Source organism: Pseudoduganella lurida (assembly GCF_007830455.1).
GTDB classification, from domain to species: Bacteria; Pseudomonadota; Gammaproteobacteria; order Burkholderiales; family Burkholderiaceae_D; genus Rugamonas; species Rugamonas lurida.
This window is the reverse complement of the sequence record NZ_VLLB01000004.1, coordinates 220,528-233,716: the sequence shown is the minus strand read 5'-3', so window position 1 is coordinate 233,716 and position 13,189 is coordinate 220,528. Positions and strand designations below refer to the sequence as shown.

Sequence of the window (13,189 nt, the reverse complement as noted above, 5' to 3'; positions counted from 1 at the left end):
ATTACTTGTTGCGGGTACCGACGACTTCGATTTCCACGCGGCGGTTCTTCGCGCGGCCTTCGGCGGTCTTGTTGTCGGCCACGGGCTGCTTCTCGCCCTTGCCTTCGGTGTACACGCGGTTCGCTTCCACGCCCTTGCTCAGCAGGTAAGCCTTGACGGATTCGGCGCGGCGCACGGCCAGCTTCTCGTTGTAGGCATCGGTGCCGACGGAGTCCGTGTGGCCCACGGCGATCACGACTTCCACGTTGATGGCGCCCAGTTTCGACGACAGCTCGTCCAGTGCCTGCTTGCCTTCCGGCTTCAGCACGGCCTTGTCGAAGTCGAAGAACGCATCGGCGTTGTACGTGACTTTTTCCGAGGTTGGCACTGGTGCCGGTGCTGGCACGGCGGCCGGTGCTTCAGGTGCCGGTGCAACCGGCGGTGGCGGCGGCGCCACGCACTTGCCGTTTTCCAGGCGTTCCGGTTCCACGCAGATCGGCAGGTCGCAGCCTGGCACCGCATCGGCCGGCGTCCAGTAGCCGGTGCGCCAGCACAGGCCGAACGGGTTGCGGGCGATCACACCGCGGGCATCCTGCACGTATGCGCTTTTCGGCGTCGGCGCCTTGATGTCCTGCGTCACGGGCGCGAACGGCGGCGCGGTCGGCTTGTCCTGCGCGGCAACGGTGCCGGCCAGTACGGCAGACGCGGCGAAAATCGTGGCGATGAATTTTTTCATGTTTTTCTTTCCTTTCGGTGTGATATCGGCGGTCGAAGCTGCACGACCTTGGTGCATAGTGCGAATATTAACACGCGGTAACGCTTGCTCTGTTCGATACCGCACCCATGCACACGCAGATCGGGCGCGCTGGCAGATTGTGCATCCGCCAACTTTGACTTTCCTGCATTCTCTCATACGCCCTTGTGGTGCATGTGCGCGTTCCAACTGGAGCGGTCGTCGCGTCCGACCAAAATGTTGTGTTAATGCAACGCATTTTGTGGGGACAGGCGATGATAAAACGCAAATATGTCTGCACGATTACATGAGCTTCCGCATCGGCCCTGCAGCGTCATTCTGCACAGTCCGCCACCGTGGCGGCGCGCTATGGCCTTGTGGAAATAGCAAACGGTCCGAGCACCTCCCCAGCATGGTAAAATCGAACGATTGTCTGCCTCTACGGGCAGCCGGAACCCACGCCAGAGAAGCCCGCTAATGGATCAATTCGCAAAAGAAACAATCCCTATTTCGCTCGAAGAAGAGATGCGCAAGAGCTACCTCGATTACGCGATGAGCGTGATCGTGGGCCGGGCCCTGCCGGATGCGCGCGATGGCCTGAAACCGGTGCATCGCCGGGTGCTGTTTTCCATGCACGAAAGTAATTACCACTACAACCGGCCGTACGTGAAGTGCGCCCGCGTGGTGGGCGACACGATGGGTAAGTACCACCCGCACGGCGACGCGTCGATCTACGACACGCTGGTGCGCATGGCGCAGGACTTCTCGCTGCGCTACACGCTGGTGGACGGCCAGGGCAACTTCGGTTCGATCGATGGCGATGCTGCGGCGGCCATGCGTTACACCGAGTGCCGCCTGGACAAGATCGCCGGCGAACTGCTGGCCGACATCGACAAGGAAACCGTCGACTTCCAGCCGAACTACGACGGCAAGGAAAAGGAGCCGACGGTGCTGCCGACGCGCGTGCCCAACCTGCTGATCAACGGTTCGTCCGGCATCGCGGTGGGCATGGCGACGAACATCCCGCCGCACAACCTCTCCGAAGTGATCAACGGTGCACTGCACGTGCTGGCCAACCCGGACTGCTCGATCGACGAGCTGATCGAACTGATTCCGGCACCGGACTTCCCGACCGGCGGCACGATCTACGGCGTGTCCGGCGTGCGCGACGGCTACCGCACCGGCCGCGGCCGCGTGGTGATGCGCGCCAAGACGCACTTCGAGGAATACGGCAAGGACGGCGGCCGCATGGCCATCATCGTCGACGAGCTGCCGTACCAGGTCAACAAGAAATCGCTGCTCGAGCGTATCGCCGAGAACGTGCGCGACAAGAAGCTGGAAGGCATCTCCGACATCCGCGACGAGTCCGACAAATCGGGCATGCGCGTGGTGATCGAGCTGAAACGGGGCGAAGTGCCGGAAGTGGTGCTGAACAACCTGTACAAGCAGACCCAGTTGCAGGACACGTTCGGCATGAACATGGTGGCGCTGGTGGACAACCAGCCGAAGCTGCTGAACCTGAAGGAGCTGCTGTCCGTCTTCCTGTCGCACCGCCGCGAAGTGGTCACGCGCCGCACCGTGTTCGAGCTGCGCAAGGCGCGCGAACGGGGCCACGTGCTGGAAGGCCTGGCTGTCGCGCTGGCCAACATCGACGACTTCATCGCCATCATCAAGGCCGCGCCCACGCCGCCGCTGGCCAAGTCCGAACTGATGGCACGCGCCTGGGATTCGTCCCTGGTGCGCGAAATGCTGGCCCGCACCGGCGACGGCGGCGACGTGGACATCAACGCCTTCCGCCCCGAGCACCTGCCGAAGCACTACGGCATGCAGGCCGACGGCCTGTACAAGCTGTCCGACGACCAGGCCCAGGAAATCCTGCAGATGCGCCTGCAGCGCCTGACGGGCCTGGAGCAGGACAAGATCGTCAACGAGTACAAGGAAGTGATGGCGCAGATCGCCGATCTGCTGGACATCCTGGCCAAGCCGGCGCGCGTCACCGCGATCATCGTCGACGAACTGAACCTGGCCAAGACGGACTACGGCACCAAGGACGAACGCCGCTCCGTCATCGAGCACAACGCCACCGACCTGGGCACGGAAGACCTGATCACGCCGCAGGACATGGTCGTCACGCTGTCGCACCTGGGCTACATGAAGTCGCAGCCGATCTCCGAATACCGTGCGCAGAAGCGCGGCGGCCGCGGCAAGCAGGCCATGGCCACGAAGGAAGAGGACTGGATCGACCAGCTGTTCATCGCCAACACGCACGACTACATCCTGTGCTTCTCGAACCGCGGCCGCATGTACTGGCTGAAGGTGTGGGAAGTGCCGCAGGGGTCGCGCAACTCGCGCGGCCGGCCGATCGTCAACATGTTCCCGCTGCAGGACAACGAGAAGATCACCGTGGTGCTGCCGCTGTCCGGCGAGAACCGCACCTTCCCGGAAGACCACTACGTGTTCATGTCCACCAGCCTGGGCACCGTGAAGAAGACGCCGCTGCGCGACTTCTCCAACCCGCGCAAGGCCGGCATCATTGCCGTGGACCTGGACGAAGGCGACTTCCTGATCGGTGCCGCGCTGACCGACGGCAAGCACGACGTGATGCTGTTCTCCGATGCCGGCAAGGCCGTGCGCTTCGACGAGAACGACGTGCGCCCGATGGGCCGCACGGCACGCGGCGTGCGCGGCATGAACCTGGACGAAGGCCAGAACGTGATCGCGCTGCTGGTGGCCGAGAACGAGCAGCAGACCGTGCTGACGGCCACCGAGAACGGCTACGGCAAGCGCACGCCGATCACGGAGTACACCCGCCATGGCCGCGGCACGAAGGGCATGATCGCCATCCAGACCACCGAGCGTAACGGTAAGGTCGTGGCGGCCACGCTGGTCGAACCGAGCGACGAGATCATGCTGATCACGACGGGCGGTGTGCTGATCCGCACGCGTGTTTCCGAGATCCGCGAGATGGGGCGCGCCACGCAGGGCGTCACGCTGATCGCGGTGGAAGACGGCACCCGTCTGTCCGGCCTGCAGCGCATCGTCGAGGCGGACGAGGAGGAGCTGGCCGAAGCGGCGGCGGCCTCGGATGCCGCGGCGGCCACCGAGGCGGCCAACGAAGTGGCGGCGCGGGCCGAAGACGACCCGGCCGGCAACACGGCGTCCGAAGAAGGACCGACCGAGGAGTGACAGGCGATGGGCCCGTTCCGAATGCCGGACCGGGCCCATTCTCATTGACCAATCGAGAGTGCATCCACCATGAACAAGATCGCTGCAACCCTGCTGGTCTCGCTGGCCGCCACCACGCTGGCGGTGCCCGCCCTGGCCCAGCCCACGCTGTCCACCCAGCCGCCCGCCGCGGTGGCGCCGGACCCGAAAACGAGTGCCGCCGCGCGCGACCTGCTGGAGGCGATGAACTACCGCGCCACCACGGCCGCCATGATGAAGCAGATGATCGCCAACATGCCGGCGATGATGCGGGGCAGTGCACAGAACCAGATCCGCAGCAGCACCACGCTGACCGAGCAGCAGAAGACAGACAAGCTGGCCGAGGTCGACCGCATGGTGCCGCAGGCCACCGCCGCCATGTCGAAGGTGCTGGAAGATCCGAAGCTGGCCGACGAGATGATGGGCGAGATGGTGCCGCTGTATGCGCGGCACTTCACGGCGGACGAGATGAAGGAGCTCGCCACGTTCTACCGCAGCCCGGTTGGCCGCAAGTCGCTGCAGGTCATGCCGCAGCTGCTGGGCGAGGGCATGCAGTTCAGCCAGCGCCTGGTGGCGCCGCGCATCAACAAGGTGATGCAGGAACTGAACGAAAAACAGGCCCAGAACCAGGCAAAAAAATAAGGAATCCCGCGTGACGACCGTCTACAACTTCTCCGCCGGCCCGGCCGTGCTGCCGAAGGAAGTGCTGCAGCAGGCAGCCGCCGAAATGCTGGACTGGCATGGCAGCGGCATGTCCGTCATGGAGATGAGCCACCGCGGTCCCGAATTCATCTCGATCTACCGCGCGGCCGAGCGCGACCTGCGCGAGCTGCTGGCGGTGCCGGACAACTACCGCATCCTGTTCATGCAGGGCGGCGGGCTGTCGATGAATGCCGTGATCCCGATGAACCTGGTCGGCCGCAAGGGCCCCGATGCCACGATCGATTTCATCGAGTCGGGATCGTGGTCCGGCAAGTCGATCAGGGAGGCGGCCCGTTACGCGAAGGTAAACGTGGCCGCATCCGGCCAGGCCGGCAAGTTCACCGGCGTGCCGTCGCAATCCGAATGGCGTCTCACGCCGGATGCCGCGTATCTGCATCTGTGCACCAACGAGACCATCGACGGCGTGGAGATCGATTTCGTGCCCGACGTGCCGGCCGGCGTGCCGGTCGTGGCGGACATGTCGTCGCATATCCTGTCGCGTCAGGTCGACGTGTCGAAGTACGGCCTGATCTTCGGCGGCGCCCAGAAGAACATCGGACCGGCCGGCGTGACGGTCGTCATCGTGCGCGATGACCTGATCGGGCACGCGCTGCCGGTCTGCCCGTCCGCGTTCGATTTCAGGAACGTGGCGGACAACGAATCCATGTACAACACGCCGCCCACCTACGGCATCTACATCGCCGGACTGGTATTCCAGTGGCTGAAGCAGCAGGGTGGCGTGGCGGCGCTGGAACAGCGCAACATCGACAAGGCCCGGCTGCTGTACGCGGCACTGGATGCCGACGACTTCTACCAGAACCGCGTCGCTCCGGCCTATCGCTCGCGCATGAACATTCCGTTCTACCTGCGCGACGAATCGAACAACGAAGCATTCCTGGCCGGCGCAAAGGCGCGCGGCCTGCTGCAGCTGAAGGGCCACAAGTCCGTCGGCGGCATGCGCGCATCGATCTACAATGCGATGCCGATCGAAGGCGTACAGGCGCTGGTCGATTATCTGAACGAGTTTGCCGGGCGCTGAGCCGTCGACGCCTGCGCACCGCTGACCGGGGCAAGGGCGGCTGACACCAGGCACGCGCCAGTGGCCAGCGGCCAGCGGCAGCGGCAGCGGCAAACGCCAGCACACCAGGATCAAAGCAAAACCATGACAGACAAACTGAAACCCCTGCGCGACCGCATCGATGCGATCGACGCGCAGCTGCTGTCCCTGCTGAACCAGCGCGCGCAAGTGGCGCAGGAAGTGGGACACGTCAAAGCCGAAACGAACGCGCCCGTGTTCCGTCCCGAACGGGAAGCGCAGGTGCTGCGCGGCGTGGCCGAGCGCAATCCCGGCCCGCTGGGCAATACGGAGATGCAGACGATCTTCCGCGAGATCATGTCGGCCTGCCGGGCGCTGGAAAAACGCGTCACCGTCGCCTACCTGGGCCCGGCCGGCACGTTCAGCGAGCAGGCCGTGTACCGCCAGTTCGGCCAGGCCGTCGAAGGGCTGCCGTGCGCGTCGATCGACGAAGTGTTCCGCGCCACGGAAGCGGGTACCGCCGAATTCGGCGTGGTGCCCGTCGAGAACTCGTCGGAAGGGGCCATCAACCGCACGCTGGACCTGCTGCTGCAGACGAACCTCATCATCAGCGGCGAGGTGGCGATCGCCGTGCACCACAGCCTGATGAGCAGGACCGGCGCGATGGACGGCGTGACGGCCATCTGCGCGCACTCGCAGGCGCTGGCGCAGTGCCAGGTATGGCTGAACGAGCAGTATCCGCACATCGAGCGGCGTGCCGTCGCCTCGAACGCGGAGGCGGCGCGGCTGGCCAGCCTCGATCCGACCATCGCGGCGATCGCCAGCGAGATCGCCGGCGCGCAGTATGGCCTCGGCGTGGTGAAGGGCCACATCCAGGACGATCCGCACAACCGCACGCGTTTCGCCATCGTCGGCAAGCTGCAGCCGGGACCGTCCGGCAGCGACCGCACGTCGCTGGTGCTGGCCGTGCCCAACAAGGCCGGCGCCGTCTACCAGCTGCTGGCGCCGCTGGCCCAGCACGGCGTGTCGATGACGCGCTTCGAATCCCGTCCCGCGCGCACCGGCGCGTGGGAGTACTATTTTTATGTCGATATCGAAGGCCACGTGCAGAACGAGGCCGTGGCCCGCGCGCTCGCTGAACTGAACAGCAACGCCGCCTTCTTCAAGGTGCTGGGGTCCTATCCCACCAGCCTCACCTGATCCCAGCTGAATTTTTAAGAGAGTTTGTTTATGTCAAAGCATTTCGGTCCTGATTATGTGCGTGCCATCGCCCCTTACCAGGCCGGCAAACCGATTTCCGAAGTGGCCCGCGAGTTCGGCCTCGACGAGGCCACCATCGTCAAGCTGGCCTCCAATGAAAACCCGTTCGGCGTGCCGGACTCCGCGAAAGCCGCGATGGTGCAGGCCGCCGCGGAACTGGGCCGCTACCCGGATGCCAACGGCTTCGAGCTGAAACAGGTGCTGGCGGCGCGCTACGACGTGCCGGCCGACTGGATCACGCTGGGCAATGGCTCGAACGACATCCTGGAAATCGCCGCGCACGCCTTCGTCGAGAAGGGCCAGTCGGTGGTCTACGCGCAGTACTCGTTCGCCGTGTACGCGCTGGCCACGCAGGGCCTGGGCGCGCGCCATATCGTGGTGCCTGCCAAAAAACATGGTCACGACCTGGAAGCGATGCTGGACGCGATCGAGGAAGACACGCGCCTGGTGTTCATCGCCAACCCGAACAACCCGACCGGCACGTTCATCCCGGGCGCCGAGATCGAGGCGTTCCTGAAGCGCGTGCCGCCGAACGTCGTCGTCGTGCTGGACGAGGCCTATACGGAGTTCCTGTCCGAAGCGGACCGCTACGATTCGCCGGCCTGGGTGCGCCAGTATCCGAACCTGCTGGTGTCGCGCACGTTCTCGAAGGCGTATGGCCTGGCCGGCCTGCGCGTGGGCTTCGCGCTGGCCCAGCCGGCGCTGACGGACCTGATGAACCGCATCCGGCAGCCGTTCAACGTGAATTCGCTGGCGCAGGCGGCTGCCATCGCGGCGCTGGGCGACAGCGCGTTCCTGGAAAAGAGCGCCCGCAACAACACGGCCGGCTACCAGCAGTTCGTCGAGGCGTTCGAACAAATGGGGCTCGACTATGTGCCGTCGCACGGCAACTTCGTGCTGGTCAAGGTCGGCAACGACATGGGCGCCGGTGCGCGCATCAACCTGGCGCTGCTGAAGCAGGGCGTCATCGTGCGCCCGGTTGGCAACTATGGCCTGCCCGAGTGGCTGCGCATTTCGATCGGCCTGCCGCAGGAGAATGCCGTGCTGATCGCGGCCCTGCAGAAAGCGCTGGCGGAGAGCCGTGGCGACTAACGGCACCATCGATACGCTGGTCATCTACGGCGTGGGCCTGATCGGCGGCTCGTTCGCGCTGGCGCTGAAGAAAGCCGGCGCCGTGCGGCACGTGATCGGCATCGACCGCTCGCCCGCCGCGGCGCGGCGCGCGCTGGAACTGGGCATCATCGACGCGGTGGGCATCGGACCGGAAGCGGTGAAGGATGCCGACATGGTGCTGCTGGCCACGCCCGTCGCGCAGACCGCCGGCGTGCTGGCAGGGCTGCTGCCTTTCCTGGGCGAGGATGCGGTGGTGACGGATGCCGGCAGCACGAAGGCCGACGTCGCTGCCGCTGCGCGCTCGGTGCTGCGCGACCGCGTGGGGCAGTTCGTGCCGGGCCACCCGATCGCCGGGCGCGAGACGAATGGCCCGGAGGCGGCGGTCGGCGACCTGTACGTCGGCAAGAAATTCGTCGTCACGCCGCTGGCCGAGAGCCGGCCGGAGGATGTCGACCGCGTGACGGATGCCTGGCGTGCCTGCGGGGCGATCATCCATCGCCTGGCGCCGGAAGAGCACGACCGCGTGTTCGCCTCCGTCAGCCACCTGCCGCACCTGCTGGCCTACGCGCTGGTGGACGACATCGCCAACAAACCCCATGCCGACCTGCTGTTCCAGTATGCCGCCAGCGGCTTCCGCGACTTCACCCGCATCGCCGGCAGCTCGCCGGAGATGTGGCGCGACATCAGCCTGGCCAACGGGGCCGCGCTGCTGGGCGAGCTGGATGCCTACCTGGCGCAGCTGGCGCTGCTTCGCGAACGCCTGGCCGCCGGCGATGGCGCCGCGCTGGAAGCCGTGTACGGCAACGCGCAGCGCGCCCGCCGCAACTGGATCGAGGCCATCGAGGCGGCCGAAACGCCGGCCCCACAAGACAACGCTGAATAAGGAATACCCATCATGGCCGAACAAGACCATCCCCCCTACATCGACCTGAAGCCCGTGATGCACGTGGAAGGCGTCGTGCGCCTGCCGGGCTCGAAGAGCATCTCCAACCGCATCCTTCTGCTGGCCGCGCTGGCCGAAGGCGAGACGAAGATCGTCGACCTGCTCGATTCGGACGACACGCAGGTGATGCTGGGCGCGCTGCGCGCGCTGGGCGTCGAATGGACCGAAGTGCCGCAGGAAGCCGTCAACGGCACCGCGCGCACCATCCACCGCGTGCAGGGCGCCAACGGCAATTTCCCGAACCGCCAGGCCGATCTGTTCATGGGCAATGCCGGCACGGCGATCCGCCCGCTGACGGCGGCGCTGGCCGTGATCGGCGGCGACTATCAGGTGAGCGGCGTGGCGCGCATGCACGAGCGCCCGATCGGCGACCTGGTCGACGCGCTCAACGCCGTCGGCGCGAACATCGAGTACACCGGCAATCCGGGCTATCCACCGCTGCGCATCCGGGATGGCCAGTTCAACACGAACCGCCTGTCGGTGCGCGGCAATGTGTCGAGCCAGTTCCTGACCGCGCTGCTGATGGTCGCGCCGCTGATGGCGCATTCGCATGCCGTGACGATCGAGGTCGAGGGCGAGCTGATCTCGAAGCCGTACATCGAGATCACGCTGAACCTGATGCGGCGCTTCGGCGTCACCGTCGAACAGGACGAGTGGCGGTCGTTCACGATCTCGACCGGCCAGCGTTATCAGAGCCCGGGCAATATCCATGTCGAGGGCGATGCGTCGTCGGCGTCGTACTTCATGGCAGCCGGTGCGATTGCCGGCGGTCCGGTGCGCGTGGAGGGCGTGGGCCGCGATTCGATCCAGGGCGACGTGCGCTTCGTGCATGCGCTGCAGGAGATGGGCGCGCACATCACGATGGGCGACAACTGGATCGAATCGAAGTCGCACGGCCCGCTGAAGGCGATCGACGCGGACTTCAACCACATCCCCGATGCGGCCATGACGATCGCCATCGCGGCGCTGTATGCCGAGGGCACCAGCACGCTGCGCAACATCGCCAGCTGGCGCGTGAAGGAGACCGACCGCATCGCCGCGATGGCCGCCGAACTGCGCAAGCTGGGCGCGGAAGTGGAGGAGGGCGCCGACTACCTGAAGGTCACCCCGCCGAAGGTGCTGCAGCCGGCCACCATCGACACCTACGACGACCACCGCATGGCGATGTGCTTCTCGCTCGCCTCGCTCGATGGCACCGCGCGCCGCGGCACCGAAGTGCGCATCAACGACCCGAAGTGCGTCGCGAAAACCTTCCCCGACTACTTCACCGCCTTCGCCGGCATCGCCCACGACACGAAGTACTGAAGTTGCAAAAAAAATGGGGACAGACCCCATTTTTCAGGAAACATTGCCCAGAAAATGGGGTCTGTCCCCATTTTATGGGCAATTGTTTGGGACGCTGGCGGGTTAAAATCCGCCTCATGCCTACCTCGAACATCCCCGTCATCACGATCGACGGTCCGACTGCCTCCGGCAAGGGGACCGTTGCCCACAAGGTTGCCGACCATCTCGGTTTTCATCTGCTCGATTCCGGTGCGCTGTACCGCCTGACGGCGCTGCAGGCGCTGCGCCGCCAGACCCCCCTCACGGATGAGCACGCGCTGGCGAAACTGGCCGAGCACCTGCACATCAGCTTCACCGGCGAGGCGATCTTCCTGTCCAACGAGAACGTGACGGATGCGATCCGCGCGGAGGAAGTGGGCAATACGGCATCGAAGATCGCCGCGCTGCCGGCCGTGCGCCAGGCCCTGTTCGGCCTGCAGCTGGGCTTTCGCAAGGCGCCCGGCCTGGTGGCGGACGGCCGCGACATGGGCACCGTGATCTTCCCGCACGCCCATACCAAGGTGTTCCTGACCGCAAGTGTCGAGGCGCGCGCGCAACGCCGCTTCAAGCAATTGATCGGCAAGGGAATTTCTGCTAACATGGACGACCTCCTGATGGATTTGAAAGCGCGCGACGACCGGGATACGCACCGGGCCATCGCTCCTCTCGTCCCTGCAGAGGGGGCGCATGTGCTCGATACCTCGGACATGACGGTCGATGAGGCCGTAGCTCGGGTCCTGCACTGGTACGCGGCCTTCGGGAGGTAATTTGGTGTTGCGAGCGTGCTCTGTCCGCCCGCAACGTGTGTCAACCCGGGCCTTACCGCCCCCCAACCCAGTTGAAGTCGCATTTGGCGAGCCTTGCTGGATAACCTGGAATACATTTAAATGGAAAGTTTCGCAGCCCTCTTCGAAGAGTCCCTGTCACGTCAAGACATGCGCTCCGGCGAAGTGATCTCCGCTGAAGTCGTGCGTCTGGATCACAACTTCGTGATCGTCAACGCCGGCCTGAAATCGGAAGCTTTCATCCCTGTTGAAGAATTCAAGAATGACCAGGGCGAACTGGAAGTCAAAGTAGGCGACTTCGTTTCCGTGGCCATCGAATCGCTGGAAAATGGTTTCGGCGATACCATCCTGTCGCGCGACAAGGCCAAGCGCCTGGCATCGTGGCTGGCACTGGAAAAAGCAATGGAATCGGGCGAGATCGTCACCGGTACCGTGAACGGCAAAGTCAAGGGCGGCCTGACCGTCCTGACCAACGGCATCCGCGCATTCCTGCCGGGTTCGCTGGTCGACACCCGTCCGGTCAAGGACACGACCCCGTTCGAAGGCAAGACCCTCGAATTCAAGGTCATCAAGCTGGACCGCAAGCGCAACAACGTCGTTCTGTCCCGCCGCGCCGTCATCGAAGCATCGATGGGCGAAGAGCGCCAGAAGCTGATGGAAACGCTGAAAGAAGGCACGGTCGTGACCGGCGTCGTCAAGAACATCACCGACTACGGCGCGTTCGTGGACCTGGGTGGCATCGACGGCCTGCTGCACATCACCGACCTGGCATGGCGCCGCGTGCGTCACCCGTCGGAAGTGCTGACGGTTGGCCAGGAAATCACCGCCAAGGTCCTGAAGTACGATCAGGAAAAGAACCGCGTTTCGCTGGGCGTGAAGCAGCTGGGCGACGATCCTTGGACCGGCCTGTCCCGTCGTTACCCGCAAGGCACCCGCCTGTTCGGTAAAGTGACGAACCTGACCGACTACGGCGCGTTCGTAGAAGTCGAGCAGGGTATCGAAGGTCTGGTCCACGTGTCCGAAATGGACTGGACCAACAAGAACGTGGCACCGAACAAGGTCGTGCAGCTGGGCGACGAAGTCGAAGTCATGGTTCTGGAGATCGACGAAGAGCGTCGCCGTATCTCGCTGGGCATGAAGCAGTGCAAGGCGAATCCTTGGGACGACTTCGGCGTCACCCACAAGAAGGGCGACAAAGTGCGCGGCGCGATCAAGTCGATCACCGACTTCGGCGTGTTCATCGGCCTGGCCGGCAACATCGACGGCCTGGTGCACCTGTCCGACCTGTCCTGGACCGAAGCTGGCGAAGAAGCCGTGCGCAAGTTCAAGAAGGGCGACGAACTGGAAGCCGTGGTTCTGGCCATCGACGTCGAGCGCGAGCGCGTCTCCCTGGGCGTGAAGCAGCTGGAAGGCGACCCGTTCAACAACTTCGCAGCGCTGAACGACAAGGGTTCCTTGGTCACCGGCACCGTGAAGTCGGTGGAGCCGAAAGGCGCCGTGATCCAGCTGAACGAAGAAGTCGAAGGCTACCTGCGCGCTTCCGAGCTGTCCCGCGACCGCGTGGAAGATGCCGGTACGCACCTGAAGGTCGGCGACAAGGTCGAAGCCCTGGTCATCAACATCGACCGCAAGGCACGCAGCATTCAACTGTCCATCAAGGCCAAGGACAATGCTGACACCGCCGAGCAGATGCAGAAGATCTCTTCGGACAGCAACGCCGCATCGGGCACCACCAGCCTGGGCGCACTGCTGAAGGCCAAGTTCGATAACAAGAACTAATACTGACAATACGGAACGCAGATGACCAAGTCCCAACTGATCAACCGCCTGGCTGAGCGTTATTCGCAGCTGGTGGCAAAGGATGCGGAGTATGCCGTGAAGACCATTCTGGATGCGATGACCGGCGCCCTGTCGGCCGGCCAGCGCATCGAGATCCGGGGCTTCGGCAGCTTCGCCCTGAACAGTCGGCCTCCGCGCATCGGCCGCAACCCGAAGTCCGGCGACAAGGTGATGGTGCCCGAAAAACGGGTGCCTCATTTCAAGCCGGGCAAGCAGTTGCGCGAGCGCGTGGACGCGATGGTCGGGCAACCGATCATCGAGGACTGAATCGT

11 protein-coding genes are annotated in these 13,189 nt (G+C 64.6%); 10 read left to right on the top strand and 1 reads right to left on the bottom strand.

All coding sequences use genetic code 11. The features are described 5' to 3' along the window. Position 1 precedes the first annotated feature (1 nt). Positions 2–715, bottom strand: coding sequence for an outer membrane protein OmpA (gene ompA / locus IP91_RS13445; RefSeq protein WP_145649546.1), 714 nt, complete (start codon positions 713–715; stop codon positions 2–4). A gap of 474 nt (positions 716–1,189) precedes the next feature. On the opposite strand from ompA, the gene gyrA reads away from it, so the two are divergent. From gyrA to IP91_RS13395, 10 genes are all read left to right on the top strand, one after another. Further along, positions 1,190–3,898 (top strand): DNA gyrase subunit A, encoded by a 2,709-nt coding sequence (gyrA, locus tag IP91_RS13440; RefSeq protein WP_229474375.1) that lies wholly within the window; start codon positions 1,190–1,192, stop codon positions 3,896–3,898. Between the two features lie 69 nt (positions 3,899–3,967). Then, positions 3,968–4,558: a DUF2059 domain-containing protein gene (locus tag IP91_RS13435; RefSeq protein WP_145649545.1), complete on the top strand. Its 591-nt coding sequence runs from the start codon at positions 3,968–3,970 to the stop codon at positions 4,556–4,558. Between the two features lie 10 nt (positions 4,559–4,568). Further along, positions 4,569–5,657 (top strand): 3-phosphoserine/phosphohydroxythreonine transaminase, encoded by a 1,089-nt coding sequence (gene serC, locus IP91_RS13430; protein WP_145649544.1) that lies wholly within the window; start codon positions 4,569–4,571, stop codon positions 5,655–5,657. Positions 5,658–5,780: 123 nt separating this feature from the next. After that, positions 5,781–6,854 (top strand): prephenate dehydratase, encoded by a 1,074-nt coding sequence (gene pheA, locus IP91_RS13425; protein ID WP_145649543.1) that lies wholly within the window; start codon positions 5,781–5,783, stop codon positions 6,852–6,854. Positions 6,855–6,884: 30 nt separating this feature from the next. Further along, positions 6,885–8,006 (top strand): histidinol-phosphate transaminase, encoded by a 1,122-nt coding sequence (gene hisC / locus IP91_RS13420; protein WP_145649541.1) that lies wholly within the window; start codon positions 6,885–6,887, stop codon positions 8,004–8,006. Next, entirely contained in the window at positions 7,996–8,910 is a 915-nt protein-coding gene (locus IP91_RS13415; protein WP_229474373.1) for a prephenate dehydrogenase, read from the top strand. The genes hisC and IP91_RS13415 overlap by 11 nt, the downstream gene beginning before the upstream one ends. A 12-nt stretch (positions 8,911–8,922) precedes the next feature. Continuing rightward, entirely contained in the window at positions 8,923–10,275 is a 1,353-nt protein-coding gene (gene aroA, locus IP91_RS13410) for a 3-phosphoshikimate 1-carboxyvinyltransferase (RefSeq protein ID WP_145649539.1), read from the top strand. 116 nt (positions 10,276–10,391) lie between these two features. Next, positions 10,392–11,060 (top strand): (d)CMP kinase, encoded by a 669-nt coding sequence (cmk, locus tag IP91_RS13405; RefSeq protein ID WP_145649538.1) that lies wholly within the window; start codon positions 10,392–10,394, stop codon positions 11,058–11,060. A gap of 120 nt (positions 11,061–11,180) precedes the next feature. Next, a complete protein-coding gene (gene rpsA, locus IP91_RS13400; protein ID WP_145649536.1) occupies positions 11,181–12,857 on the top strand; it encodes a 30S ribosomal protein S1 in 1,677 nt (558 codons plus the stop codon). A gap of 21 nt (positions 12,858–12,878) precedes the next feature. After that, on the top strand, positions 12,879–13,184 hold the full coding sequence (locus IP91_RS13395) for an integration host factor subunit beta (protein WP_145649534.1): 306 nt from the start codon (positions 12,879–12,881) through the stop codon (positions 13,182–13,184). Positions 13,185–13,189: the final 5 nt, after the last annotated feature.

Bases quoted from the DNA above. Each gene is read 5' to 3' on its own strand.
- gyrA (WP_229474375.1), top strand. From the start codon at position 1,190: ATGGATCAATTCGCAAAAGAAACAATCCCTATTTCGCTCGAAGAAGAG.
- ompA (WP_145649546.1), bottom strand. From the start codon at position 715: ATGAAAAAATTCATCGCCACGATTTTCGCCGCGTCTGCCGTACTGGCC.
- IP91_RS13395 (WP_145649534.1), top strand. From the start codon at position 12,879: ATGACCAAGTCCCAACTGATCAACCGCCTGGCTGAGCGTTATTCGCAG.
- rpsA (WP_145649536.1), top strand. From the start codon at position 11,181: ATGGAAAGTTTCGCAGCCCTCTTCGAAGAGTCCCTGTCACGTCAAGAC.
- cmk (WP_145649538.1), top strand. From the start codon at position 10,392: ATGCCTACCTCGAACATCCCCGTCATCACGATCGACGGTCCGACTGCC.
- aroA (WP_145649539.1), top strand. From the start codon at position 8,923: ATGGCCGAACAAGACCATCCCCCCTACATCGACCTGAAGCCCGTGATG.
- hisC (WP_145649541.1), top strand. From the start codon at position 6,885: ATGTCAAAGCATTTCGGTCCTGATTATGTGCGTGCCATCGCCCCTTAC.
- IP91_RS13435 (WP_145649545.1), top strand. From the start codon at position 3,968: ATGAACAAGATCGCTGCAACCCTGCTGGTCTCGCTGGCCGCCACCACG.
- pheA (WP_145649543.1), top strand. From the start codon at position 5,781: ATGACAGACAAACTGAAACCCCTGCGCGACCGCATCGATGCGATCGAC.